The 25,408-nt window shown below is 62.0% G+C and carries 20 protein-coding genes; 13 read left to right on the forward strand and 7 right to left on the reverse strand.

Annotation, left to right across the window (positions count from 1 at the left end; all coding sequences use genetic code 11):
- Positions 1-32: 32 nt before the first annotated feature.
- Entirely contained in the window at positions 33-1,109 is a 1,077-nt protein-coding gene (locus ACZ41G_RS02915; RefSeq protein ID WP_412171087.1) for a polyprenyl synthetase family protein, read from the reverse strand.
- A 297-nt stretch (positions 1,110-1,406) separates the two neighbouring features.
- On the opposite strand from ACZ41G_RS02915, the gene ACZ41G_RS02920 reads away from it, so the two are divergent.
- The 3 genes from ACZ41G_RS02920 (at position 1,407) to ACZ41G_RS02930 (ending at position 6,346) form a co-directional block, all read left to right on the forward strand.
- Positions 1,407-2,231, forward strand: coding sequence for a hypothetical protein (locus tag ACZ41G_RS02920; RefSeq protein ID WP_464145856.1), 825 nt, complete (start codon positions 1,407-1,409; stop codon positions 2,229-2,231).
- 131 nt (positions 2,232-2,362) lie between these two features.
- Complete coding sequence (locus tag ACZ41G_RS02925; protein WP_321046666.1) at positions 2,363-3,898, forward strand: RNA polymerase sigma factor; 1,536 nt, start codon at positions 2,363-2,365, stop codon at positions 3,896-3,898.
- 96 nt (positions 3,899-3,994) lie between these two features.
- Positions 3,995-6,346, forward strand: a complete 2,352-nt coding sequence (locus tag ACZ41G_RS02930; RefSeq protein ID WP_464145858.1) for a DNA gyrase/topoisomerase IV subunit B — start codon at positions 3,995-3,997, stop codon at positions 6,344-6,346.
- A gap of 159 nt (positions 6,347-6,505) precedes the next feature.
- On the opposite strand, the gene ACZ41G_RS02935 is transcribed toward ACZ41G_RS02930, so the two are convergent.
- Together ACZ41G_RS02935 and ACZ41G_RS02940 are read right to left on the reverse strand one after the other, a co-directional pair.
- A complete protein-coding gene (locus ACZ41G_RS02935; RefSeq protein ID WP_464145860.1) occupies positions 6,506-7,675 on the reverse strand; it encodes a glycosyltransferase family 4 protein in 1,170 nt (389 codons plus the stop codon).
- 50 nt (positions 7,676-7,725) lie between these two features.
- Positions 7,726-9,183, reverse strand: a complete 1,458-nt coding sequence (locus ACZ41G_RS02940; RefSeq protein ID WP_464145862.1) for a DUF4153 domain-containing protein — start codon at positions 9,181-9,183, stop codon at positions 7,726-7,728.
- Positions 9,184-9,520: 337 nt separating this feature from the next.
- On the opposite strand from ACZ41G_RS02940, the gene ACZ41G_RS02945 reads away from it, so the two are divergent.
- From ACZ41G_RS02945 to ACZ41G_RS02955, 3 genes are all read left to right on the forward strand, one after another.
- Positions 9,521-10,141, forward strand: a complete 621-nt coding sequence (locus ACZ41G_RS02945) for a DUF2975 domain-containing protein (protein WP_464145864.1) — start codon at positions 9,521-9,523, stop codon at positions 10,139-10,141.
- Entirely contained in the window at positions 10,142-10,378 is a 237-nt protein-coding gene (locus ACZ41G_RS02950) for a helix-turn-helix domain-containing protein (RefSeq protein WP_029576475.1), read from the forward strand.
- Between the two features lie 156 nt (positions 10,379-10,534).
- Positions 10,535-11,731, forward strand: coding sequence for an MFS transporter (locus tag ACZ41G_RS02955; RefSeq protein WP_464145866.1), 1,197 nt, complete (start codon positions 10,535-10,537; stop codon positions 11,729-11,731).
- Between the two features lie 94 nt (positions 11,732-11,825).
- On the opposite strand, the gene ACZ41G_RS02960 is transcribed toward ACZ41G_RS02955, so the two are convergent.
- On the reverse strand, positions 11,826-14,504 hold the full coding sequence (locus ACZ41G_RS02960; RefSeq protein WP_464145868.1) for a DNA gyrase/topoisomerase IV subunit A: 2,679 nt from the start codon (positions 14,502-14,504) through the stop codon (positions 11,826-11,828).
- 87 nt (positions 14,505-14,591) lie between these two features.
- On the opposite strand from ACZ41G_RS02960, the gene ACZ41G_RS02965 reads away from it, so the two are divergent.
- On the forward strand, positions 14,592-15,809 hold the full coding sequence (locus ACZ41G_RS02965; RefSeq protein WP_033505733.1) for an alkaline phosphatase family protein: 1,218 nt from the start codon (positions 14,592-14,594) through the stop codon (positions 15,807-15,809).
- 78 nt (positions 15,810-15,887) lie between these two features.
- Here the strand turns inward: ACZ41G_RS02965 and sepH are convergent, their stop codons facing one another.
- Complete coding sequence (sepH, locus tag ACZ41G_RS02970) at positions 15,888-17,072, reverse strand: septation protein SepH (protein WP_464145870.1); 1,185 nt, start codon at positions 17,070-17,072, stop codon at positions 15,888-15,890.
- Positions 17,073-17,232: 160 nt separating this feature from the next.
- Between sepH and ACZ41G_RS02975 the strand changes: the two genes are divergently transcribed.
- The 3 genes from ACZ41G_RS02975 to ACZ41G_RS02985 all read left to right on the forward strand — a co-directional run bounded on the left by ACZ41G_RS02975 (position 17,233) and on the right by ACZ41G_RS02985 (position 20,516).
- Positions 17,233-17,523, forward strand: a complete 291-nt coding sequence (locus tag ACZ41G_RS02975) for a DUF4193 domain-containing protein (RefSeq protein WP_015450273.1) — start codon at positions 17,233-17,235, stop codon at positions 17,521-17,523.
- Positions 17,523-18,002 carry a dUTP diphosphatase gene (gene dut / locus ACZ41G_RS02980; RefSeq protein WP_464145873.1) on the forward strand — a complete coding sequence of 160 codons (480 nt, stop codon included), beginning with the start codon at positions 17,523-17,525 and terminating at the stop codon, positions 18,000-18,002. Before ACZ41G_RS02975 ends, dut begins: the two co-directional genes overlap by 1 nt.
- Before the next feature lie 222 nt (positions 18,003-18,224).
- On the forward strand, positions 18,225-20,516 hold the full coding sequence (locus ACZ41G_RS02985; RefSeq protein ID WP_321046479.1) for a RelA/SpoT family protein: 2,292 nt from the start codon (positions 18,225-18,227) through the stop codon (positions 20,514-20,516).
- A 124-nt stretch (positions 20,517-20,640) separates the two neighbouring features.
- Here the strand turns inward: ACZ41G_RS02985 and ACZ41G_RS02990 are convergent, their stop codons facing one another.
- Together ACZ41G_RS02990 and ACZ41G_RS02995 are read right to left on the reverse strand one after the other, a co-directional pair.
- Positions 20,641-21,180 (reverse strand): peptidylprolyl isomerase, encoded by a 540-nt coding sequence (locus ACZ41G_RS02990; protein WP_464145875.1) that lies wholly within the window; start codon positions 21,178-21,180, stop codon positions 20,641-20,643.
- Positions 21,181-21,319: 139 nt separating this feature from the next.
- Positions 21,320-22,144, reverse strand: a complete 825-nt coding sequence (locus ACZ41G_RS02995; protein WP_321046474.1) for a Cof-type HAD-IIB family hydrolase — start codon at positions 22,142-22,144, stop codon at positions 21,320-21,322.
- 310 nt (positions 22,145-22,454) lie between these two features.
- Between ACZ41G_RS02995 and ACZ41G_RS03000 the strand changes: the two genes are divergently transcribed.
- The 3 genes from ACZ41G_RS03000 (at position 22,455) to ACZ41G_RS03010 (ending at position 25,404) form a co-directional block, all read left to right on the forward strand.
- Entirely contained in the window at positions 22,455-23,444 is a 990-nt protein-coding gene (locus ACZ41G_RS03000; protein WP_464145877.1) for a MetQ/NlpA family ABC transporter substrate-binding protein, read from the forward strand.
- 119 nt (positions 23,445-23,563) lie between these two features.
- Complete coding sequence (locus tag ACZ41G_RS03005; protein WP_464145879.1) at positions 23,564-24,700, forward strand: methionine ABC transporter ATP-binding protein; 1,137 nt, start codon at positions 23,564-23,566, stop codon at positions 24,698-24,700.
- Entirely contained in the window at positions 24,697-25,404 is a 708-nt protein-coding gene (locus ACZ41G_RS03010; RefSeq protein WP_321046471.1) for a methionine ABC transporter permease, read from the forward strand. The genes ACZ41G_RS03005 and ACZ41G_RS03010 overlap by 4 nt, the downstream gene beginning before the upstream one ends.
- Positions 25,405-25,408 lie beyond the last annotated feature (4 nt).

Consider the following 25,408-nt stretch of genomic DNA (forward strand, 5'->3'; position numbering starts at 1 on the left):
GCCTGCCGGGGCCTACGAACGTTGCCGCCGGATCACAGGCAGGAATCGGGGATGAAGGTGCGGCACGCCTCGAGGAGCATGTCGCGTGAGGTCTGCGGCAGTTCTGCTTCGGCGATGGCCTGGCCGGCTTGCGCCCACAGCTTGCGGATCCGTTCGCGTGAGAGTTCGACCGCCCCGCTTGTGGTGAAGATTTCGATGCCGCGGCGCATTTGCCGTGCGTCGCGTGAGGGGGCCTCGTACATGGCGGTCAGTTCGCTGCGGTCATCGGCGTTCGACAAAGCGAGTGCGTCGGCGAGCAGCACGGAGCGTTTGCCTTCTTTAATATCGCCGCCGACGGGTTTTCCGGTGTTTTTCGTATACCCGATGACATCAAGCAAGTCGTCTGCAAGCTGGAATGCGACGCCGAGCGGCTTGCCGATGCGTTCGCTGAGCGGCCCTGCGACCTGCGGGTCGGTCCCCGCCGCCGTCAATCCCAGTTGCAGCGGTGCCATAGTCGTATAACTGGCGGTTTTCCAACGGAAAACGTTGAGTGAGGCATCCGCGAGGCGTGCCGGGTCACTCAATGGGGTGAGCTCGACCGCGAGGTCAAGCACCTGGCCGACGCTGACATCGCGTTGCATGCCGAGGAACACCGAACGCAGCGTGTCGGGATTGCCCAGCGACGATGCCGCGGCGTTGGCGATCGAGATGCTTACGGTCGCGAGGATGTCTCCGAGCATGAGCCCCAGGCCACGGCCGATGGATTCGCTGTGCGTCTGCTGTGCGAGCGCGCGATGGGCGCTCGGCTTGCCCCGGCGCAGGTCCGAATCGTCGATGATGTCGTCATGGACAAGCGCGGCGGTCTGGAACACCTCGATTGCACAGGCGAGGTCGGTCATCGCATCCCGTGCCTGCGACGTGACCGGAAGGCCTGCGGCATCGAACGCGGCGAGCGCCAAGCGGGCTCTGAGCCGTTTGCCCCCTTGGCTTGAGACGACCGCTTGCGTGGCGACCTCGTGGAGGACATTTCGGCACGACGCGGCGATTTCGGCGTCGGGCACGGCGAGGTGTTCGCGGACCAGGTCATCGATGCGCTGTTCAATACGTTCCAGATCTGACGGCATGCTCATATCTACGAGGGTATCCACAGCGTTGCGACATTCCCGGCTGGTGACAGAGGGCGTGTCGCACGGGGACGGTCCTGCGGTCGGCAATGAACGCGGCGAGCGCCGACGAGCGGGATATTCCGGCGGACGCGGCTGGTGCGGCGTGGCGACAGCGAAGCGATACCTGGGGCGGTTCGCATCCTTTGACCACATTCGCCTGCCACGCTGGACGGACGCTATCGCCGTACTGCAAGCTGAACAGGGGCGGATGCACGAGGTGTCCGCACGAAGTCCCGGCATTGACTGGGGGATGGGGGAATCATGGAAGACGACAACAAGGACGGCACACAGCCACAAATGAGTCGGCTGGTATTCAACGCGTTGGCACGCTACTGGGAATGGACATATGAAAAGGGTGAGCCGCTGCCCGGGGCGGATGCCTCGCGGCTTTTCCCCCGATACTGGTATTCGCAAGGGGGCCGCTTGCCGTTGCGCCGGTGGGAGGAGCTGCCCGAGCCGGAAGGGACGTGGAGGGCGTGGAAATCACCCGGTCTGTTGCCTGAAGCCTGGGTTGACTTCCAGAATGCGCGATACCGGGGATTGCGTCATGAGGAAGGCGTTGTTATCGGCACTCGGCTGTGGGTTGGTGAGGCATTGCAGATGTGGCATCGCAACCAGCGTGAGGGAGGGTCGCACCTGCCTGCCGACGACCAGCTTCTGATCAGGCTTGCGGTGGGGATGCGGCAGAGTATCGCCATTCGTGACGCTCTGATCGTCTCGTCGGTCAGCATCGATCCGATTGATCAGGAGACGCTGCTGCGGTTCGCTGCGGAACCGTCCTGTCCCAGTAATGCAGTGACGATGGGCAGGCTGCTCACCGAAGCGTTCGACGAGCCCAAGGCAGTTCCGCGTATTGGTTGTCTGCGCGCCTCCGCGAAGATGCTTGATCGCATGATTGAACTCGTACCGGTGTCTTATCGGTCGAATATCGCGGCGTGTCTGGCCTATCTGTTGTGGTGGGGAGACGATGAGCGAACGGATATCTTCGCGCGAATCGCCCTGCGTCTCGATCCCACGTGCACGCTCGCCGGCATCGTCATCGACGCGCTGGACAACGGCACGAAACCGCAGTGGTGCTCCCTGTGACATCGTGTACAGACTGCGATATCTCGCCTCACTGTCGCAATCGCGCGGGAATATTCGTCCACGAAAGATGGTTAACTTCTATAGTTGACGATTTGCCCTTGCCATAACTGCGCCCTTCGTTTGGCCGCGGTATGGCGGGAACACGCAGGAGGATAAGTTTGGCCAAGGAAACGACGGCAAGCAAGAAGGACGCTGATCAGACCGAAAAGACCACATCCACCCGCAAGAGCACGGCGAAGAAGGCTGCGACACCGGCCAAGGCGACCAAGAGGTCCGCAACGTCGGCATCCGCCAAGAAGACCGCGGCGGCGAAGAGTGCGAAGACATCGAAGGCGGCGAAGGCGTCGGGCGGTGAGAGCGCGGCGCCGAAGGCCAAGAAAACGGCATCCCGCACGGTAACCGCTACCAAGACGCCGCGCAAGCGTACCGCCAAGCGCGCAGAGCCAGCCGCCGCCGAACATGACGAGACGCAGCTCGACGACGACGAGGACATCAACGACGAGGACATCGAGAACTTCGACGATCTCGACGAAGGCGACGATCCCGACAACCTTGACGACGACATCGATTCCAGCGACGAGGATGACGATGAGGGCGAGGACGACTCCGAGGATGACGAGGAGAACAAACCCAAGCACCGCGAGCCCGAAGTCCTGCCGAAGGCCAAGGGCGCGTTCGTCATGCGCGATGACGATGACGACGACAACCTCACCCCGTCAGGCAACCCCAAGCGCCGTGTCATTGCGGCAGGGGCCACCGCCGATCCGGTCAAGGACTACCTCAAGCAGATCGGCCGAGTCAGCCTGCTGAACGCCGAACAGGAAGTCGACCTGTCTGAGCGAATCGAGGCAGGCCTGTACGCCCAGCATCTGCTGGACACCGAGAGCGAAGGCATGAGCTTCAAGCGCAAGCGCGAACTCAAGTGGGCCGCAGCCGACGGCAAGAAGGCCAAGGACCACCTGCTCGAGGCGAACCTGCGTCTGGTCGTATCGCTGGCCAAGCGCTACACCGGCCGCGGCATGCTGTTCCTCGACCTTATTCAGGAAGGCAACCTCGGTTTGATCCGTGCGGTCGAGAAGTTTGACTGGAAGAAAGGCTTCAAGTTCTCGACCTACGCCACGTGGTGGATCCGCCAGGCCATCACACGAGCCATGGCCGACCAAGCGCGCACGATCCGCGTGCCCGTCCACATGGTCGAGGTCATCAATAAGCTCGCCCGTGTCCAGCGGCAGATGTTGCAGGATCTTGGCCGTGAACCTACGCCCGACGAGTTGGCACGCGAACTTGACATGCCGGTCGAGAAGGTGCAGGAAGTGCAGAAGTACGGCCGTGAGCCGATTTCCCTGCACACCCCGCTCGGTGAGGACGGCGATTCCGAATTCGGCGATCTGATTGAAGACACCGATGCCATCGCCCCGTCCGACGCCGTGGCCTTCTCGCTGTTGCAGGAGCAGTTCAAGCAGGTGCTGGAAACCCTGTCGCCGCGTGAGGCAGGCGTCATCAAGATGCGTTACGGCCTTGAAGACGGTCAGCCCAAGACGCTGGACGATATCGGGCGTGTGTACGGCGTGACCCGCGAGCGGATCCGCCAAATCGAATCGAAGACCATGTCGAAGCTGCGTCACCCCTCGCGTTCGCAGACCCTGCGCGACTTCCTCGACCAGTGACGTGACGCCGTATGCGTGCCGCTCTTGATTGTCAGAGCGGCACGCATACGGACAGGCGATGGCGGGAAACGAAACGCAAGACAACGAATGGGGATTATGGCAAAGGAAAACTACAGCGCCGACAGCCTGACCGTGCTCGAGGGGCTCGACGCTGTGCGCAAACGCCCTGGCATGTATATCGGCACGACCGACAGCCAGGGCCTGATGCACTGCCTGTGGGAGATCATCGACAATTCCGTCGATGAGGCGCTCGCGGGCGCTTGCAACGACATCAAGGTGATCCTGCATACCGACGGCTCGATCGAGGTTGATGACAACGGCCGCGGCATCCCAGTCGATGTCGAGCCGAAAACTGGCCTTACAGGCGTCGAGGTCGTCCTGACCAAGCTGCACGCCGGCGCGAAATTCGGCAACGCCTCTTACAATGCGGCAGGCGGTCTGCATGGTGTGGGTTCGTCCGTGGTCAACGCGTTGAGCTCCCGTCTTGACGTCGAAGTCGACCGCAACGGCAAGACCTACCACATGGCCTTCCATCAAGGGCATCCCGGTGTCTACCAGGACGCCGACCCGTCCAAGCCATCGCCTGACTCCCCGTTCAAACGCACGCGCAAGAACCGTGCGACTGAGCTTGAAGTCATCGGCAAGGTCTCGCCGAAGACCACGGGCACGCGTATCCGTTACTGGGCCGACCCGGAGATTTTCAACGATACCGCGCGGTTCAGCTATGAGCAGCTTATCGATCGGGTTCGTCAGACAACCTTCCTTGTTCCTGGATTGAAAATCACCGTCATCGACGAGAACATCCCTGAAACCGGCGATGCATCCGTCGATGCGATGCTTGAAGTCGACACGCCGGAGAACACCGCGGGCATTGCCGGGAACACGCTCGGACACGATACCGAGGCAGGTATCGGCGATGTCGACAGTTCCGATAACGCAGACCATGCTGACGACAACTCCGACACCGGGCAAGTCGAAGATACTGCGGCGGACGACACCACCGACAATCGCGAAGCGCAGGCGGCAAGTCAGGCAGTCCTCGCATCCGCGGCGCGCCCCCACCGCAGGGTCGAGGAATTCCTCCACACCGGCGGCGTCAAGGATTTTGTCGACTTCCTGTCCAAAGGCGAACCGGTATGCGATATCTGGCGCATCAGCGGCGAAGACACCTATACCGAGGAAACACAGGCCGTTGACAGTAAAGGTGAATTGCACGCGCAGAACATCGAGCGCACCTGCAAAGTCGATATCGCCCTGCGCTGGGTCAACGGCTATGACACCACGTTGCGCAGCTTCGTCAACGTCGTCGAGACTCCGGGCGGCGGCATGCACGTCGACGGTTTCCTGCAAGGCATCACCAAGCAGATTCGCAAAAGCGTCGAAGATAATGCGCGCAAGCTGAAAGTCAACCTCAAGGACTCCAAGACCCGCGTGGAACGCGATGACATCCTCGCCGGCCTGGTCGCGGTCGTCACCGTGCGTATCGCAGAACCGCAGTTCCAAGGACAGACCAAGGACGTGCTCGGCACGGCCCCGGTGCGCCCGATTGTCTCGAAGATGACCGAGCAGCAGTTCGGCGAGATGATTACCGGCTCGAAACGAGGCTACAAAGAGCAGTCCGGCAGGGTGCTCGAGAAGATTGTCGGCGAGATGCACGCGCGCATCCAGGCGCGCAAGACCAAAGAGGTCACCCGCCGCAAGAACGCGCTCGAAGCCGCATCCATGCCGGCGAAACTCTCCGACTGCCAGCCCGGCAACGACGATATCGCCGAACTGTTCATCGTCGAGGGCGATTCCGCGCTCGGCACGGCGAAAGCCGCCAGAAACTCAAGCTTCCAGGCCCTACTGCCGATTCGAGGCAAGATTCTCAACGTGCAGAAGGCGAGCCTGTCGCAAATGCTGTCCAACAAGGAATGCGCCTCGATCATCCAAGTGGTGGGCGCGGGTTCCGGCGCGAGCTTCGACCTGAGCCAGGCACGGTACAACAAGATCATCATGATGACCGATGCCGATGTTGACGGCGCGCATATCCGCATCCTGCTGCTCACGCTGTTCTACCGGTATATGCGGCCGCTGATTGAAGCCGGCCACGTATATGCGGCTGTCCCACCGTTGCATCGCATCGCGCTCGCTGGCAAGCACAAGGGCGAGTTCATCTACACGTATTCGGACGATGAGCTCTCCGGCAAGCTCGCCGACCTTGAACGCCGGCATATCGACTACAACCCCGACATCCAGAGGTATAAGGGCTTAGGTGAAATGGACGCCGACCAACTGGCGGACACGACCATGGACCCGCGCTCGCGCATGCTGCGGCGCATCCGCATGGAGGATGCGCAGAAGGCGGCGGGTATTTTCGACCTGCTCATGGGTGGGGAGGTGCCGCCGAGACGGCAGTTCATCGTCGAGAACGCGGACGATTTCGATCGCAGCAAGATCGACACCTGATTTGGCGCGCTTGGTGTCCGCCGGCGTGTGCGTGAATACCGCCGGCGGATGCCGGTATTACGATTGAGGCCGCATCGGGCTGGGTTTGCGGGCATCCCGATCCCCGCCTGTTGTGTGGCCTCAATCGTTGTATCGGGCTGTTCTGCGAAGGCTGTGTTCTCAGGCTGCCCGACCTGCCCGGCGCTTGGCAATCGCCTGCGCGTACACTTGTTCGACCTGGTCGGCAATGGTGCGCACGTCATAACGCTCAAGCAGGAGTTCCTCGCGTCGATGCACCTGTTTCGCCCATGCGGCATCATCGATGGCGCGCGCGATGCGTTGTGCCAGTATCCGCGCGGTTTCGCGCCCGCGCACGGGGAACAGCGCATCGGTGTCGCCCAGCAGTGTGGAATGGTATCCGGGATTGTCTCCAGCCAGCGTGACTTTCGCGCCCGAGGCGATTGCCTCCAGCAACACAATGCCGAAGGACTCGCCGCCCGTCGCGGGGAAGACAGCGACATCGGCGCTGCGCAACAGGGCGGGTTTGGCGGATTCCTCGATGAATCCGGTGAAGGTGACCGGCGTGTCGAACCCGGCGGCCCGGCGCCGGCATTCCTCGAGCAACGGGCCCTTGCCGGCCATCGTCACATGGGTGCCGGCGGGGAAGAGCCGATGTCGTTCGCCGTATTCGATTGCATCAAGCAGGATATCCGCGCCCTTGCGTTTGACGAAACGGCCGAGGAACACAATATGCGGGGCGATGGTGTCACCGTCCAATGTGCCGACATTGACAGCGGCAGCCCGATCGCGCATCATGGCCACATCCACCGGATTGGCGATGACGCGTGCGTTCGTATGCGCGGTCAGCGCCGCATAGCGCGCCGCGACATCGGACACTGCGATGACTTCGTCGATACGCCGGTGAGTGTGCGCGTTGATCGCCCCAAGCGCCAGCCCGCCGATGGCTGATAGCGGGTCGCTGACCGTGATATGGTAGGTTGCCACGACGCCGGTATTCGGCGACGCCGCCTTGAGCACCCGACCCGCCATGAACGGGCTGTAAGGCGCTTGGACGTGCAAGATGTCGAAATCGCCTTCCGCAAGCGTGCGTGCGATGAGCCGGCGGCTTGCCGGCAGGGGGATGCGCATGCGGTTCCCGTTCGCGCTCACCATCACGTTCCGTGACATGACGTGCGTATTGGGCACGGGGGAGTGTTCGGTCTGCCCGACCAGGTAATGCACGTCATGGCCGCGGCGGGCGAGTTCCTTGCCCAGGGTCACGATATGCTGCTGCACGCCGTCGAGCACGTCGAGCGTGTCGTCGAATACGAATGCGATGCGGTAAGACATGGTCTCCAGTCTAGTGCCGTTCCTGCTGGACCGCGCTCAGCGGCTGGAGCTCATATCGCATCGGTGATCTGACGCGCCTGATTGAAGGCGTCGATGATGTTGTTCGGATTCGACAGCACCAGTGCCACATACCATATGACCACGAGAATGAAACCGATGGTTGCCAGCGGCAGACGAGGCACGAACAGGCGTACGAGGCACAGGATGAGCACGGCGTTGAGCATCCACATGAAGGTCAGGGATTCCAAACGCAGCCAGGTGAGCCCATACGCGCCAATGTACAAGTGCAGACGCCACAGAGCCGAGGCAAGCATGACCCCGGTTTCGCCAATCAGCACGATGAGCATGCCGGTCAGGGGTGTGGTGCGGCGTACCCGGCACAGGATCAACGCGTAGCCGACGAGGTTCACGCATACGACGGCGAGCAGCTGGAAGAATCCTTCCCGGGCGTACCGGGAGTAGGTGTAGCCGTCGGGCAGTTGCCGGCCGCTGAACAGGAAAGCGAACTGGATCGCGCAGAACATTGCGTACAGGACGAGTACCAGTGCGAGGACAACGGCGGCCACTGTCGTGTCGAAGGCGTGTTTGTCTTGGCTGGGCTGGGCGGCGGATGCGGTCGCCGGCGTGCACGCGTGCATGCGCAGCCGGTTGGTGACTTCGGTCTGCGCGAGGATGGACAGGCAGAAGGGGAACAGGAACACGATGATGAGCACGTGGCGCACGAATTCGGAGATGTCGATCGATCCGATCATGCGGCGCAGCGCGTAATTGAACACCAGATCGCTGGAAGCCAGAAGCGCTGTGAGCGCGACGAGCAGGGGAACGGCGACCACGATGATAAGCAGGATGCGGCGGGCTGTGGTCATTTGTCCAGCATGCAACTCGCTGCGTGTACTATTGCTATCCGATGGGGTTGTATTGTCGTCATTCTTCGATGAGAATGCGTGTATAGCGTGTTGGGCGTGACTCAGTGTCGAGCCGACCGCATTGAGTTTGGTGAAGGGAGAAATCCATCCGAGCATCCAGCGTTTGACGGTCAGCCATGGGTGGTGGGAGTCGAACCTGCCATCCGACAATTGCAGGGACATCATTGTCAGGCAGGGAACGGCGAGGAAGGTGGTGGTCGCCCAGCTGTCGTCGATTTTGCCGGCCGCATGCATCGCAATCGCATAGGCGCACAGCATCGCCGTGGCGATGGTGGTGAAGCACCACATGAGGCTGCGATGCGCGGTGCGGAAGAACAGGACGGTGACGGTGGCAATGACGGCGAGCCAAAATCCGTCGAACCATGGCGTATACGTGTTGGCGTCCGACCATGCGAACACGAGACGGTCGCACAGAATCGGCAGAATAATCGCGGCGCTGGTGATGGCGAGGAGCCTGCGGTCGGCCGGCTTCGAGCCGTCGGGGGCGGCGAGCGGGTCGCGTCTGGGCGCGAAGGGTGCTGTGGGTGGGGTGGTGTACGGTGTGCCGGCAGCTCCGTGCGGATAGGGGCGTGTCAGTGGCATGGGATGCTGCTGTTGCACGGGCCGAGGCATTTGCTTTGCCTGTGTCTGCTTTGCCTGTGTCTGCTTTGCCTGCTGCACCAGTGTTTGTTGGGTCTGTGTTTGTTGGGTCTGATGTACTGGTTTGCCCTGATGCTGCGATGGTGTCGGCGATGTCATGGTTGCTCCTTCTCGACCTTGGATATCCTCATCGTAAGTATCGAATGTCGATACATATCCATCGATAATCGATTTATCACAGATATTACACATCGAGAAACGATATGTTTCTCTCGTTTATCGATACTGCTATGCTGGACATGCCGACGCGGCAACCGCCGTGTGAGGAAGGAAGACATCCATGGCAATCGAACAGCCGCAGCATCCACGGCAGCACAATGGGAAGCCGCCTGTGCGCAGCAGACACAACGAATCGGCTACGTCGGGCGATCTGGGCGACATTTCGTCCACAGTGGAACAACCCGCGGATTCAGACAGCGGCATCAGCCCGGTCGTAATTGTGGTGCTCAAAGTCGCGCTGGTCGTATTCATCGCCATGTCCGTTGCCGCGCAGGTATGGGCCCTGCCGCTTGTCGCACGGCGCAGCGCCCAGGACGCCCCGCAATACGCGCCATATGCGACCGGCTACCTGCTGGCGGTGATTGCAGCGCTCGCATGTTTCGAAATCGGTCTGGTCGCCGTATGGAAACTGGCGTCGCTGTCGGGCCGCGGCATCGTATTCACACACGATTCTCTGATCTGGGTCGATATCATCATCGCCTGCGTCAGCATCGCCGCAATCATCGCGCTCGCCTTGTTTGTGCATACCGCGTTCATCGCGCATCTCAAACCACTCGCCGTGCCCTTGGGCGCGCTGCTCGTCGCCTTGGGACTGTTCGCAATGCTGCTGCTCATCATCGTCCTGCGCGCCCTGCTGGTCTCGGCCACGGCGCAGCGTGACGAACTTCAGGCGGTGATTTGAATGGCGATCCAGGTCAATCTCGATGTCCTGCTCGCCCAGCGGGGTATGTCGGTAGGGGAATTCGCCAAAGAGGTGGGCATCACTCCGGCGAATGTCTCTGTGCTCAAGAACGGCCGGGCCAAGGCAATCCGTTTCTCCACGCTCGAAGGCATCTGCCGCACGCTTGACTGTCAGCCGGGCGATGTGCTGCAATGGGTCCGCGATGATGACGGGGATGATGTCGCGGCCGAAGCCTGACTCCCTCTGCTTCTGCCTGACTTTTTCCGCTTCTGCCGACGCTGAGTGGGTGTGAGCGTCGGTGGAGACAGGGTGGTAACGTTCTGCCGACGCCGAGGGAGCCTCCCGGCGCAGACGAACATCAATCTGCATGGACCATGAGAGGAGAAGACCGGCGTGTTCAATCTGTTGCTTCCTGTAATCTACCTCGCTTTCATCAGCCTCGGCTTGCCTGATTCCTTGCTTGGAGCTGCGTGGCCGTCCATGGACCAACAGTTCGGGGTACCGATGTCATGGGCGGGCGGCATATCGATGGTGATCTCCGCAGGCACCATCGTCTCCGCGCTCCTGTCGGATCGCTTGACGCTTCGATTCGGCCCGGGCGTGGTGACGGCGACCAGTGTCGGACTGACCGCCGCGGCGCTGCTCGGATTCTCATTCGCGCCGAACTACTGGATTCTGCTTGCAATCGGCATACCGTATGGTCTCGGGGCTGGGGGAGTGGACGCCGCATTGAACAACTATGTCGCCCTGTACTACGCGAGTCGGCATATGAGCTGGCTGCACTGCATGTGGGGGCTCGGCGCTACCGTCGGTCCGTATATCATGGGCTTCGCGCTATCCCGCGGTCAAGGCTGGCATTGGGGGTACCGGTATATCGCCATTGTCCAGATCGTGCTGACCGCAATTATCGTGCTCAGCCTGCCGTTGTGGAAGAACAGGCGAAACAACATAAGGGACAATACGTCTTCCGCTACGGATGATGCCGGCGCCGTCGCAGCGCGAAAGCCGCTTGGCGTCCGCGGGGTCCTGCGAATCCATGGCGCGAAGGCGATTCTTCTCATGTTCTTCTGCTATTGCGCCATCGAGCTGACCGCCGGGTTGTGGGCGAGCAGCTATCTGGTGATGTATCACGGGGTCGACAAGGTCGTCGCCGCGAGCTGGGCGAGTCTGTTCTATCTCGGGATTACTGCCGGCCGTGGTATCAGTGGATTCCTGACCATGCGGTTCGACGACCCCACGATGATTCGCATGGGACAGGCGATCCTGTTGATCGGGCTGGTGCTGATGATACTTCCGTTGCCGGGAACGGTTCCCGCGTGCTGCGGCTTGGTGCTCTCCGGCGTCGGCTGCGCGCCGATCTATCCGTGTGTTATCCATTCAACGCCGGCGTATTTTGGAGCTGATTTGTCACAGGCCATTGTCGGCGTGCAGATGGCCTGCGCATACATGGGTTCCATGGTTATGCCGCCGTTGTTCGGCTTGATTGCGCAACACACATCCATTGCCATCTACCCGTGGTATCTGCTGGTTCTGCTCGCTGTGATGACCGCTATGCATGAGGTGCTTCGGCGTCAGCGTGCAGACGCCTGAACTGCGTGGGTATGAACGGCGAAGCTTGACTTCTTTCGCTTCTGTCGACGCTGGGACGCTCCTCAGCGTCGACAGAAGCGAAAGGGAGTTCAGCTCAGCCGGCGAAGGCGATCGGGGCGGCGAGTTCGACACCCGAACCGTCTCGACGCATATCCGGCTTCGGCAACTCCACCGGGGTACCATGCTCTGTGCTTGCATGCAGTGGGTACATGCCCACCCAGGCGAACAGCAGCGCGTTCTGTCCCTTGAGGAAGCGCTGCGACCTCACGCCGCCCGTGCCGCGGCCCTTGGTCGGGTACATTTCCAGCGGTGTGACCTTCGCTGCCCCGTTATCGGTTCCGGGCAGTGCTTCGGCATCGCCGGCAACCGTCAGCACCACCGCTCCGGACGCGGAGAACAGGCCATTGTCGCCTTCCTCATAGGTCCAGGCGATCTTGCCGGCCTCAATCGCGTTGAACGCGACCACATGGCAGCCTTCGGCCAGCCTGATGCCCGCCATACCGCCCGCGGTACGCCCTTGCGGCCTGACATTGCCCGCTTCGTACGTGAGCAGCGAGGCGTCGGATGATATGAACACCAGACGGTCCTCATCGGACGCCGGGGCAGCGAACACTACGCTGTCCCCGTCCTTCAAATCGATGATGCCCCAGGAATCCATCGTGGTCGGCGATTCGCGGTTCCAGCGCTTGACTACGCCGTTGAGCGTACCGATGGCGAGCGGTGGCTGGCCATCCGACATCGACACGGCCGTCACCACACGTTCCCCGATGACCGGGTCGGTGCTTTCCGTCGAACGCAGCAGCTCCTCGGCGTGCACTCCGCCGGCCACCGACAGCGTGTCCTGGGCGGGCAGGGCGGGCAGTTCGGCTACATCCGCGAGCACCAGACGTCCGGCGGAGGTGACCAGACCATAGCGCGACCGGGTCGTGGTGGGGAACACCGTGACGATCTGGTCGTCGGCGGCGCGACGCCGGTCATCTTCCATCCCACCGGATGCATGGGATTTCCATACATCGACGGCGCTCGCCGCGGTTCTGGCGATCAGCCCGGAAGCGCTCATCATCACCGCGCACGGCGTGTCGTCCAGTTGTAGCGCCGCGGTCGCATCCTCCTCATTGCCGGCTTTGCGGGCAGCCGCTGCGGCGGCGACATCCTCCGCGGCTGCCGACACGCGGGATGCCGCATGGATGGCTTCCAACGCCGTGTCCTGCACCCCGTCCTCGCTGTGGCCTTGCACCGGGACAGGGGAGAGCGACCCGTCGGGGTTGAGGTCGAGCAGCACCGTGCGCCGCGGCGTACCCCATTGGACGACCGCCTGGTCCATTTCCTCGACCACCACACGGTCAAGCTCCTCGTCGGAGCCGAGAATACGTTCCAACTCCTCGATTTTGCGCTTGAGCTCGTCGCGCTCGGCCTCCAGCTCGATCCGGCTCATCTTGGTCAGTCGGCGAAGCCGCAAGTCGAGAATGTACTGCGCCTGCACTTCGTCAAGGTCGAACACCGCCATCAAGCGGGTTTTCGCCTTGTCGGCGTCGTCGGAGGTGCGGATGACCTGGATCACCTCGTCGATATCCACCAGCGCGAGCAGCAACCCGTCAACCAGATGAAGACGCTCCAACGCCTTCTTGCGCCTGAATTCGCTGCGGCGCCGGATCACATTGCGCCGGTGCGCGATCCACACCTCGAGCATCTCCTTGAGACCCATGGTGTGCGGGCGCCCGTCGACAAGCGCGACGTTGTTCATGGTGAAGCTGTCCTCGAGCGGCGTGTGCTTGAACAGTTGCGCAAGCACGGCATTGGGGTCGAACCCGGTTTTGATTTCGATGACCAGCCGCGTGCCGTTATGCCGATCCGTCAGGTCGATTGCGCTGGAAATGCCTTCGATACGGCGGTTCTTCACGCCTTCGGAAATACGTTCCATCACGCGTTCCGGGCCGACCATGAACGGCAGCTCCGTCACCACAATCGCCTTCTTGCGCGCCGTCACATTCTCGATATGTGTCGCCGCACGGGTGACGAACGCGCCACGGCCGGTCTCGTACGCCTGCCGGATGCCGTCACGGCCGATGATGATGCCGCCGCCCGGCCAGTCAGGCCCCGGCACATAGCGCATGAGCTCCTCAAGCGTGGCATCGGGGTGGCGCATCAGGTGTTTCGCTGCTTGGACGACCTCGCCCAGATTGTGCGTGGCCATATTGGTCGCCATACCGACGGCGATGCCGGACGCGCCGTTGACCAGCAGGTTCGGGATGGCCGACGGCAGAACAGACGGTTCCTTGAGCTTGTTGTCGTAATTCGGGGTGAAATCAACGGTGTCCTCGTCGATGTCCGCGTTCATGCCGAGCGCTGCAGGCGCCAGCCTCGCCTCGGTGTATCGCGAGGCCGCGGGGCCGTCGTCAAGCGAGCCGAAATTACCGTGCCCGTCCACCAGCGGCAGACGCATCGCGAACGGCTGGGCGAGACGTACCATAGCTTCGTAAATCGCGGAATCGCCGTGCGGGTGAAGCTTGCCCATCACCTCGCCGACCACACGGGCCGATTTCATGTATGGCCGATCCGGGTTCAGGTTCATCTGCCCCATCTGGTAGATGATGCGCCGCTGCACGGGCTTCAAACCGTCACGGGCGTCAGGGAGGGCACGCGCGTAAATCACCGAGTACGCGTATTCGAGGAAGGACTTGCTCATCTCGTCCTTCAACGGCGTTTCGACGATGTTCTCCTTGACCGAACGCGGATCATACGACGGGCGTGCCGGTTTGCGGTGTGATGCCATGTGCTCTCCTTCACAGATAACCGGACTATTCTACCCTCAAGCCCACCCAGCATGCCATTTTCAGGTCGCGGTGCTTCAATGGTGCATATGAGTGTCGAAGTGCCGGATAGTGATGAATTGCTGCGATTGACGTCCCCTGCGGTCTATGGTGACGGCGGTGTGGTGCGCGGCGGGGCGCTTCACCTCTCATCGGTTCTGCCTGCGGTATCCGATGCGATTGGCAGCCCTGTGACGACCCGCGTCCACGCCGATCCGGCGGCCTTGCGCGACGCGATGGGCATGCCACGCGCCTCCAGTGTCATTGTCGTGCTCGTGGACGGGCTGGGCTACTGGAATATCGCGTCACGGATCGGACATGCCCCGTATCTGCGCTCGCTGCTCGCCGATAGTGTGAACACCCGGCCTATCAGCACATGCTCGCCGTCCACCACGGTGGCGGCCATGGCGACCTTTGGAACCGGTTCTTGCCCGGGGCTGACCGGAATGACCGGGTATACGCAATGCAACCCCGCAACCGGGCAGTTGTGCCAGCTCATCCAGTTCCGCGACGCCCCTGACCCACAGGATCTGCAGCGGATGCCGACCGTGTTCGAGACGCTTTCCGGTCGCGGTGTGCGGGTGACCAGTGTCGGGCTGCCGAAATTCTCGAATTCCCCGCTCACCCGTGCCGCGTTGCGCGGGCCGGACTACCACGGCAGCATCAGGCCGACCGACCGGGTGCGATTGGCGTGCGAGGCTGCCCGTGAGCCGGGGCTGACATACTTGTACATCAGGGACACTGATAAGGTCGGGCACAATTACGGGTGGAATTCCGACCATTGGATTGCGGCATTCGAGGGGGTGGACGCGCAGTTGCATCTGCTGCGCCGGCGTGCGCCGCGGGGCACGCTGATTGTTATCACCGCCGACCACGGCATGATCGAGGTCGATCCCGATCAGCGTATCGACATCGCCGAGCAGCCCGATCTTGCCCGTGGGGTGCGTCTGGTCGGCGGCGAGCCGCGCGCGGTCATGCTGTACACCGAGGACGACGCCGACCCCGATGAGGTTGCGGAACGCTGGCAGAACATCCTCGGGGAGCGTGCCGTGGTGCGTACGCGGGCGCAGGCTATTGCCTTGGGTTTATTCGGACCTGTTGATGATCGGGTCAGGCCCATGATTGGTGATGTGCTCGTTCACGCGGCGGGGCGCGTGACCATCGTGGATTCCAGAACCCAGACCGATAAGGCGACCCGGCTGCCGAGCGTCCATGGTTCGCTCAGTATGGCCGAGTCGGATATCCCGCTGTTGATGGACGTGGCGTGAGTGTCGATTGAACCCACGAAGTGAGGGAGCGGCTTTTATACCGCGGCAAGCGGCGCAATCTGCAATAAGTCTGCGGGATCAGTCTCCGAACAGGATTTCATCCCAGCTGGGCATTTTGCGGCCTTTGCCGTGGGCACGCCGTTGTGTTTTTGCGTCATGGGCCTGATCGGCAGCGGTCTGAGCCGGGTTGGTATCTCCGGATAACTTCCGTGTGGCGGTCGCGTCCGCATTGGATGCGTTCTGGACGGCGGATTGCCTTGATTGCCCGGTGGCAGTGTCCACATGGTGGACATCGTGTTCTGTCGGCATGTCGCGCCGGGCGCTTGCCGGGGATGCCGACGCCTGCTGTGTGCGCGTGTCGTGCGCCGGAGTCAATGCGGAAACCGGTGTTGTCTGCTGGTGCGGGCGTGTCGCGGCGGCCGGGTTCGGCACCGGTTTGGACGCTGACGGCAGTGGCGGCTTGCTTGAGGCATCGCGGTCTTGCGACGGGGTTGCGGCAGAGGGGGTTGCGGCAGACGATGCCGTCGCAGGCGCTGGCCGGACCGGTGAAGCCGCGGAATCGGATTGCGGCGCCCTCCACGCGGAAACGGCGCGTTCGATGCGTGCCGAACGGACCGAATCGCCAGGGATGTTCAGCGAAATGGGGAAGTTCGGCCCCTCGTCGCCGTCATCGCTGGCGCGGTTTTCACCGACAAGTTTCTTGGCCGTGGCGTCGAGACACACCATGGCGTTGTCATGCATATTCCATGACCATGACGCGCTGACGCGGTTGCCGGCCGATTCGAACCGAGCGGTGATCTTCCAAGGCTCCAACCCCCGGCGTGTCGCGCTCCAGGATACCGATTCCATGCCGATTCCCGCCGCCGCGAGCGTGCGCTCGATGAGCTCGGAGACGGTGTGCACGCGGGAATCCTTGGGGGCGGGCAGCATGAAGAACTGCTCAATTGCATACTGTTTCTCGGTCTCCACCCCGCTGGAGAAGCGCCTGACCAGCGTTTCGCTCAGGCCGTAGCGTTGCGCGACCTGCTCGGGTTCCGCGCCGGCGCGAATCAGCGACTGGATCTGCGAAATCGGCAGACTGGAAGTCGGCGGGGTTTGTTGATACCGCTGTTTTTCGGCCTTGAGCTGCTTGGCTTCGAGGATGGCGTGTTCCAGTGTGTCGTCCACAGTGACGCCGAAGAGCATGCCGCGCAAGGAGAACACGAGCTCCCCGTTGCGTCCGACATGGTCGAACTTGGCTTCCTGTATAGGATTTTCAGGCATGTGCGCACCACTTTCCTCGTCTTTGGGAACACTTCCTACACTACCCCGGAAAACACCGGCTTCGTGTCGTATTTTACGATGTTTTGGAAACGTGTATCCTATGCGGGGTACAGGTCATGTATTCTATGGCGCGTAACACATAACTCATGAGGAGGATGCGATGGCCCAGGACTATGATTCCCCACGCGGCAAGGACGAGGATGAGGAGTCGCTCCAGGAACTCGGCAAGAGCACGCAGAACACGTCGAACGAGGACGATGACGAGAACGCCATCGCTGAGGACTACGAGCTGCCGGGCGCCGATTTGAGCAACGAGGACGCTTCGGTGACCGTCATCCCGATGCAGGGCGACGAATTCATCTGTTCCGAATGCTTCCTGGTCAAGCACCGCAGCCAGCTCGCCTATACGGACGAGGACGGCCAGCCGGTGTGCAAGGAGTGCGCGGCCTGATGGCGGTCGATGAAGGCTATGTCGAGCCGGAAACCACCGAGGTACTGGTCAAGTACTTGCGTCAGCCGTATCCCGACACGCTCAGATACGCGCATGCCGGCGACGCCGGCGCTGATTTGACCGCCTCCGAGGGCGTCACGCTCCGTCCATTCGAGCGTGCCTTGGTGCCCACCGGAATCGCGATCGCGCTGCCCGCCGGGTATGTCGCGCTCGTCCACCCGCGCTCCGGGCTCGCGGTCAAGCAGGGGGTCACGGTTCTCAACGCCCCCGGCACAATCGATGCAGGGTATCGCGGCGAAATCAAGGTGCCGCTGATCAACCTCGACCCAGAGCACACGGTGTCGTTGCACGCGGGGGACCGCATCGCGCAGATGGTCATCCAACGGTACGTCGAGGCGACATTCGTGCCTGCCGAGCGGCTGCCCGGTTCAGACCGCGCGGAACGCGGATTCGGGTCCACAGGGCTGTCCCGTTCCTGACATGCGCGTCGAAGTGGTACTATCCGTGGTACAACGGGCTTGTTATGCCGCTTGATGGCAGGCGTACGCGTTCAGGGAGGTGGAGCGATGACTGAGTTCAACGAATCGCACGACGGCGAGGACACCGAGCCACGGCAGACGCAGGGGACGAAGGCAGGTGTCCCGGCTGGGCAGGGCGCATCCGGTCAGACATCGCAAGACGACGATTTCGCCTCCGCCCATATGCTGGGCTGCGAGATCAGCGCTGATCCGCTCGATCCGCTCCAGCCCATCCTGCGCATGTGCCAATCCCACCATCCGGACGAGGATATGGACATTCTGGAGCGCGCCTATCGGCGTGCGGTCGTCCAGCATTCCACCCAGCGACGCAAATCCGGCGAACCGTATATCATCCACCCGCTGTCCGTCGCGCAGATTCTTGCAGACTTGGGCATGGGGCCGGTCGTCGTGGCGGCCGGGCTGCTCCACGACACGGTTGAGGACACCGATTACACGCTCGCCCAATGCCGCGCCGAATTCGGCGATACCGTCACCGGGCTCGTGGACGGCGTCACCAAACTTTCGAAGATGGAGTACGGTGACTCGGCACAGGCTGAGACCATCCGCAAAATGGTGGTCGCCATGAGCCGTGACGTGCGCGTGCTCGTCGTCAAGCTCGCCGACCGCGTGCACAACGCCCGGACGTGGCGCTATGTCAAGCCGGCGAACGCCCAACGCAAGGCGCGCGAGACGCTGGACGTCTACGCGCCGCTCGCCAACCGGCTGGGTATGAACGCCATCAAAACCGAGCTCGAGGAGCTGAGTTTCAAGGTTCTCTACCCGAAGATCTACAACGAGATTGTTGTGCTTGTCGCGCGCAGGGCGGGCCAGCGCGACGTCTACCTCAAGCAGATCATCGCCGAAATCAATGAGGATCTCGACGATCTGAATATCAAGGCGACCGTCACCGGACGCCCGAAGGACTACTTCTCCATCTATCAGAAGATGATCGTGCGCGGGCACGATTTTTCGAATATCTACGATCTGGTCGGCGTGCGCATCATCGTCGACACCATCCAAGACTGCTATGCGGCGCTCGGTGCCGTGCATGCGCGGTGGAACCCGGTCCCCGGCCGGTTCAAGGACTACATCGCCATGCCGAAACTCAACATGTACCAAAGTCTGCACACCACGGTGGTCGGGCCTGGCGGTAAGCCTGTCGAGATCCAGATCCGCACCTGGGACATGCACCGGCGGGCGGAATTCGGCATCGCCGCGCACTGGAAGTACAAGGCGAACGGTCAGGCGGGCCGCGCGCTGAGCGATCCGGACAAGGACGACCGCAAGCGCGAGGACGGCAAGGACCTCGACGAGGCCGACAACCTCAAGTGGATTCAGCAGCTGGCCGACTGGACCAGCGAAACGCCGGATTCCAACGAGTTCCTCGGTTCGCTCAAGGAGGACCTCGGCGCTTCCGAGGTGTACGTGTTCACACCGAAAGGCAAAATCGTCTCTCTGCCCGCGGACGCCACGCCAGTTGATTTCGCGTACGCCGTGCATACCGAGGTAGGCCACCGCACCATGGGTGCCCGCGTCAACGGACGGCTCGTCCCGCTCGATACGAAGCTTGAAAACGGCGACACGGTTGAAGTGCTCACTTCGAAATCTGACACCGCCGGCCCGTCACGCGACTGGCTGAGCTTCGTGAAAAGTCCGAAGGCGCGCAACAAGATCCGCCAATGGTTCAGCAAGGAACGCCGCACCGAGGCGATTGAGGAAGGCAAGGACGAGCTGACGCGTGCGATGCGTAAGCGCAATCTGCCGATTTCCACGCTACTGACCCCGGAGGCGCTGGTCGGCGTGGCCGAGGAACTCAATTTCCCAAACCCCGACGCTGTGTATGCGGCGATCGGCAACGGCCAGATCTCCACACAGAACGTGATTGCCCGCCTCGTCAAGGACGCCGGACCTTCCGAAGTCAACGAGGAGGTCGAGCAAGAGGTGCTGCCGCTGCGGCAGGTGGAACGTAGCAAGAAGCATTCGAACTCGATCGGCGTTTCCGTCAAGGGCGTGGACGACGTGTGGGTGAAGCTCGCACGCTGCTGCACGCCGGTGCCAGGCGACGACATCATCGGCTTCATCACCCGCAACCAGGGTGTTTCCGTGCACCGCACCGACTGCCAGAACATGCTCGACCTGGAGAAGCGACAGCCCGAGCGTGTAATCCCGGTGGAATGGACCAGCACCAAGGGCCTGTTCATGGTCAAGATTCAGGTCGAGGCGCTGGACCGTCCGCACCTGCTGTCCGACGTGACGCGTGTGCTGTCCGATCACGGGGTCAATATCATCTCCGGTTCGATCTCCACGGGATCCGACCGCGTGGCAACCAGCCAGTTCTCCTTCGAGATGGCTGAGCCGCAGCACCTCAACACGCTGCTGGCAGCTGTGCGCAAGATCGACGGCGTCTTCGACGTCTACCGCATCACCGGTGCGAAGGATTCCGCTGAACCACGTCTGCGCCGCATGCAGGAGTAGCAGCATACCGTGAACGCCAAGGCTGCTGGACAAGACTGCCACGATACCCTGTAACATATGGCGACGCCCCCGCACTACCTGTGCGGGGGCGTCGCTCCAGTGTGGGTCGCGCCAAGCCGACGGCTTACTTCACGACTTCCACCGACGTGATGCCGACCGGCTCCAGCGGGGCGTCGGAACGGTCCGTCGCCACGGCGTCGAGCTTGTCGACGATCGCCTTCGAAGCGTCATCGGCGACCTCGCCGAAAATGGTGTGATGCCCGTTGAGCCACGGCGTCGGGACCGTGGTGATGAAGAACTGCGAACCGTTGGTGCCGTGCGGCTGGCCGTCGCGACCGCGGCGCAGGCCGGCGTTCGCCATGGCCAGCAGATACGGGCGGTCGAAGACCAGACCGGGAACAATCTCGTCATCGAACTCGTAGCCAGGGCCGCCGGTGCCGTTGCCGATCGGGCAACCGCCCTGGATCATGAAATCCTTGATGATGCGGTGGAAAGTCAGGCCGTCATAGAACGGGTCGTGCTTCTCCTCGCCGGTGAAGGGGTCGCGCCACGCCTGTTCGCCGGTGGCGAGACCGAGGAAGTTCGCCACGGTGTTCGGGGTCTGCTCGTCGAAAAGATTGAGGGTGATGTCGCCCTCGGTGGTATGCATGATAACTGTGGTCATGTCTCCATCGTCTCATAGCGAGGGGACGGGGGAGCGGCTGTTACGCTCCCCGCGCCAAGCGCCGGTCGGCGGCGTTGCCCAGACATTGCGCTGCCTGGCGGATTCGATGCAGGCCACGCCGGAAACCCCACAGTCGGTATCACAGGATGCCGAAATGTTCCAAGGCGTGCAGAATACCGTCATGGTCCACGTCGTCGGTCACCCAATCCGCCGCCTGCTTGGCGTCATCGGTCGCGTTGCCCATCGCCACGCCGAGCCCGGCGTAGGCGAGCATGGTCGCATCGTTGCCGCCGTCGCCGAACGCGATTGTCTGCTCGCGTGTGAAGCCGTAATGGTCGCAAAAACGTTGGATGCCCCGCGGTTTGCCGCCGTCTGCGGGAATCAGGTCCGTGAACGATGGGTGCCAGCGTACGCCCGTGGTGTGCCGGCACAACGCCGTCAGTTCGCGCTCGGCTTCAGGGGTGATATACGGGCTGATCTGGTAGGTCACATGCTTGCCGATGCGCTCATGCGGGTTGTCGACGAACACCTTGGGCGCGGTTTTACCCAGCTGACGCCATGTTTCGCGCATGGTGTCGGTGATTTGGTTGAAATACACGTAGTCGCGCTCGCAGAAATTCGCGACCACGTCCGGGTGCGCGTCCAGCCAGGAGACGATGGTGTGGATGTCGTCCGGGTCGAGCGACTCACTCTCGTGATATCCCGAGTCATCGAAGCAGTACTGGCCGTTGAGCGCGACGATGCCGTCGAAATGCACAGGGATTGTGTCCAGTACGACCCGCATATGCGAGGGGGCGCGCCCCGAGCAGATGAACACGCGGATGCCGCGATTCTGGAGCGCATGGAGCGCGTCGATCGTCGACTGCGGCACGATATGCGTGACGAAGCTGGTCAGCGTGCCGTCGATGTCGAAGAACGCGGCTTTCATCTGCGCGGCCGCCTCGGGGGAAAGTTGGAAAGTCATGTCGGTGTCGCTCCTTGTTCGTATCTGCCACCAGTGTACGCGGCACGCCTGTCCGCGCCCGGAGCGTGAAACGGGGAGCGCGGTACGACACCGGCGGCAACGCGATAGGGGAAGCAACGAGATGTGCGCCAACTGAGAAATCCTTGAATCCACGGGGTTTCGATGCAGGCTATAACGAACACGAATAGGGCAATTGGCGCAAAACGGGCGGAACCACGCCAAACTGCGGCTATGGTGTTGGATACGGCAAGCCGGAGGGATCCGGCGAATGGATCGCGGTGCATGGCATCGCACAAGAGAGAGGAACATCATGGCACAAGCATCATCCGAGCACAACCAGCCTGCAGCGCCGCTGTCCGACCCGCAGGAACCGGTCCGCGTCAACCACACCGGCCGTAATATCGTCATCGCCGTCATCGTCATCGCGCTGATCGCTGTCGCGGTGTTCTTCGGCGTCCGCGCGGCCAAGGGCGGCAGTGATTCCGCCGCCAAGGGTTCCAAGTCCAACCCGGTGAAAATCGGCGTGGTCGGTGCGACCGACCCGCAATGGGTGGAATTCCAGAAGGAAGCCGAAGCGGCGGGCATCTATGTGAAGATCGTTGATTTCCAGGACTACACGTCAGAGAACCCGGCGCTTGACTCCGGCGATCTTGACCTCAACGAGTTCCAGCACCTGCTGTACTTGGCGAACTACAACGTGAAGAACAATAAGGACCTGCAGCCGATCGGCGGCACTGCGATCTTCCCGCTGGGCGTCTACTCCACCAAGGTCAAGAGCGTCGATGACATCCAGGCCGGCCAGACGGTCGCCATCCCGAACGACGAGACCAATCAGGCGCGCGCCATCGGCGTGCTCAAGTCCGCAGGGCTGGTGACGCTCAAGGGCAAGTGGACCGCATTCGCCACGCCGAACGACATCGACACCGCCAAGTCCAAGGTCAAGGTCACTCCGCTGAAGGCCGAGCAGGTCGCCAACTCGCTCAAGGACCCGCAGGTCGTCGCCGGTGTGATCAACAACGACTATGTCGCGGACGCGGGGCTCAAAGCCAAGGACGCCATCTACCAGGATGATGCTGAAAGCGAGGAGGCCCGCCCGTACATCAACGCCTTCGTAGCCCGCAAGGCTGATGTGAATAACGCGACCTATCTCAAGCTCGTCAAGATCGCCCAGTCGAAGACGGTCTTCGATAAGCTCAACGCGCAGTCCGACGGCACCGCCGTCTCGGCGAGCAAGTTCACCGCCAAACAGCTGCAAAGCTACCTGGCGACCATCGAAAAGGAAGCCAAGGCTCAGCAGTGACCTCGCCGATGGCAGACCCGCGATTATCCTGAAACTCTAGGCCCGGTGCCAGGCGAAAGCTTGGGCCGGGCCTAGAGCGGTGGAAGACATATTGCGGAAGGCATACCAAGGAGGCAACGATGGCAGAAGCAGTCATCACCTTCGACCATGTGGTCAAAGAGTATCGCCGTCGTGCAGGCGGTGGGCAGGAGCGCGGGACGACACGCGCGGTGGACGATGTCAGTCTTGAGATCGACGCCGGAGACATCTACGGCATCATCGGGTATTCGGGCGCCGGTAAATCGACGCTGGTGCGCATGGTCAACGCGTTGGAACGCCCCACATCGGGGTCGGTCACCGTGCTCGGTACGCGGGTGGACCAGCTGAGCGAGTCGAAGCTGCGTCCGATCCGCCAGAAAATCGGCATGATCTTCCAGCAGTTCAACCTGTTCTCCACCAAAACGGTCGCCCAGAACATCGCCTACCCGCTGCAACTCGACCATTGGCGCAAAGATTATCAGGACAAGCGCGTGGACGAGCTGCTTGACTTCGTCGGGCTGCGCGAACACAAAGACAAATACCCCTCGCAACTGTCCGGCGGGCAGAAACAGCGGGTCGGTATCGCACGGGCGCTCGCCACGAATCCGAAGATCCTGCTGGCAGATGAGGCGACCAGCGCGCTCGACCCCGAAACCACGGCGGAAGTGCTCGCCTTGCTCAAACGAGTCAACGAGCAGCTCGGTGTCACCATCGTGCTCATCACCCACCAGATGAACGTCGTCCAGCAGATCGCCCACAAGGTGGCGGTTATGAGTGCAGGCAAAATCGTGGAACGCGGCGACGTGTACGACGTATTCGCCGCCCCGCAGCGCAGCGTGACGCGACGGTTCATCGCCACCGCATTGTCCGGGCTTCCGGACGCCCCGCGTGTCGCGAAACTGCATGAGGAGTGGGACGGCAGGCTCGTCAGCGTCCTGGTACGGCAGAAGGACATTCCCGCGGCGGACGGCCGTCCCGCGGTCAAAGCGTCCGGACAGAACATTTCCGACCTCATCGCCCAATACGGCATCCACAGCGGGCTGGTCTACGGCGGTATGGACACCGTGGGCGGCTCGGCGGTCGGCGCGATCACCTACGTGTTCGACGACACGAACCCGCGGTTCGGTGAATTCCTCACGGCATTGCGCGAAGACAGCGATGTCATTGATTTCGGTACCGCCAGCCACCCGGTGGAGTATGGCCGGGCGGTCGCGGCGGATGAAGGAGAGACACGATGAACGCATGGACGATTGACGCTGCGACAAGTCTCGCCAGCACATCCGATTGGACGGTGTTGAAACCCCTGTTGCTGCAATCCGTGGCGCAAACCTTGGAGATGGTGCTCGTCACCCTGCTGATCGGCGGATTCCTGGGGCTTGTCCTTGGCGTGATCCTGTATGGCACACGTCCCGGCAACCTGTTCGAGAACAGCGTGGTGTATCACATCCTGGACGTGATCGTGAACATCATCCGGCCGATTCCGTTCATCATCTTCCTCGCCGCGATGCAGCCGCTGACCATCAAGGTGGTCGGCACGTCCATCGGCACGGCGGCCGCCATCTTTCCGATGGTCGTCATGTGCACTTTCGCCACGTCACGACTGGTCGAACAGAACCTCGTACCAGTCGATCCCGGCGTAATCGAAGCGGCACGGGCGATGGGCGCCTCGAAATTCACCATCATCCGAACCGTGCTCATCCCCGAAGCCCTGGGGCCCCTGATCCTCGCGTATGCGTTCCTGTTCATCGGCGTACTCGACATGTCCGCGATGGCAGGGTACATCGGCGGCGGCGGCCTGGGTAACTTCGCCATCGCATACGGCTACCAGAAGTTCGACCAGACAGTCACCTGGTCTGCGGTGGTCATCATGATTGTCTTGGTACAGGTCGTGCAGGCGATCGCCAATGCGCTCGCCAAGCATGTGCTCAAACGTCAGCGTTGAGCGG

The organism is Bifidobacterium porcinum (assembly GCF_055378475.1).

Bases quoted from the DNA above. Each gene is read 5' to 3' on its own strand.
- ACZ41G_RS03005 (WP_464145879.1), top strand. From the start codon at position 23,564: ATGGCAGAAGCAGTCATCACCTTCGACCATGTGGTCAAAGAGTATCGC.
- sepH (WP_464145870.1), bottom strand. From the start codon at position 17,072: ATGCCTGAAAATCCTATACAGGAAGCCAAGTTCGACCATGTCGGACGC.
- ACZ41G_RS02965 (WP_033505733.1), top strand. From the start codon at position 14,592: ATGAGTGTCGAAGTGCCGGATAGTGATGAATTGCTGCGATTGACGTCC.
- ACZ41G_RS02985 (WP_321046479.1), top strand. From the start codon at position 18,225: ATGCTGGGCTGCGAGATCAGCGCTGATCCGCTCGATCCGCTCCAGCCC.
- ACZ41G_RS03010 (WP_321046471.1), top strand. From the start codon at position 24,697: ATGAACGCATGGACGATTGACGCTGCGACAAGTCTCGCCAGCACATCC.
- ACZ41G_RS03000 (WP_464145877.1), top strand. From the start codon at position 22,455: ATGGCACAAGCATCATCCGAGCACAACCAGCCTGCAGCGCCGCTGTCC.
- ACZ41G_RS02975 (WP_015450273.1), top strand. From the start codon at position 17,233: ATGGCCCAGGACTATGATTCCCCACGCGGCAAGGACGAGGATGAGGAG.
- ACZ41G_RS02930 (WP_464145858.1), top strand. From the start codon at position 3,995: ATGGCAAAGGAAAACTACAGCGCCGACAGCCTGACCGTGCTCGAGGGG.
- ACZ41G_RS02995 (WP_321046474.1), bottom strand. From the start codon at position 22,144: ATGACTTTCCAACTTTCCCCCGAGGCGGCCGCGCAGATGAAAGCCGCG.
- ACZ41G_RS02950 (WP_029576475.1), top strand. From the start codon at position 10,142: ATGGCGATCCAGGTCAATCTCGATGTCCTGCTCGCCCAGCGGGGTATG.
- ACZ41G_RS02940 (WP_464145862.1), bottom strand. From the start codon at position 9,183: ATGCCACTGACACGCCCCTATCCGCACGGAGCTGCCGGCACACCGTAC.
- ACZ41G_RS02920 (WP_464145856.1), top strand. From the start codon at position 1,407: ATGGAAGACGACAACAAGGACGGCACACAGCCACAAATGAGTCGGCTG.
- ACZ41G_RS02990 (WP_464145875.1), bottom strand. From the start codon at position 21,180: ATGACCACAGTTATCATGCATACCACCGAGGGCGACATCACCCTCAAT.
- ACZ41G_RS02960 (WP_464145868.1), bottom strand. From the start codon at position 14,504: ATGGCATCACACCGCAAACCGGCACGCCCGTCGTATGATCCGCGTTCG.
- ACZ41G_RS02915 (WP_412171087.1), bottom strand. From the start codon at position 1,109: ATGAGCATGCCGTCAGATCTGGAACGTATTGAACAGCGCATCGATGAC.
- ACZ41G_RS02935 (WP_464145860.1), bottom strand. From the start codon at position 7,675: ATGTCTTACCGCATCGCATTCGTATTCGACGACACGCTCGACGTGCTC.
- dut (WP_464145873.1), top strand. From the start codon at position 17,523: ATGGCGGTCGATGAAGGCTATGTCGAGCCGGAAACCACCGAGGTACTG.
- ACZ41G_RS02925 (WP_321046666.1), top strand. From the start codon at position 2,363: ATGGCGGGAACACGCAGGAGGATAAGTTTGGCCAAGGAAACGACGGCA.
- ACZ41G_RS02945 (WP_464145864.1), top strand. From the start codon at position 9,521: ATGGCAATCGAACAGCCGCAGCATCCACGGCAGCACAATGGGAAGCCG.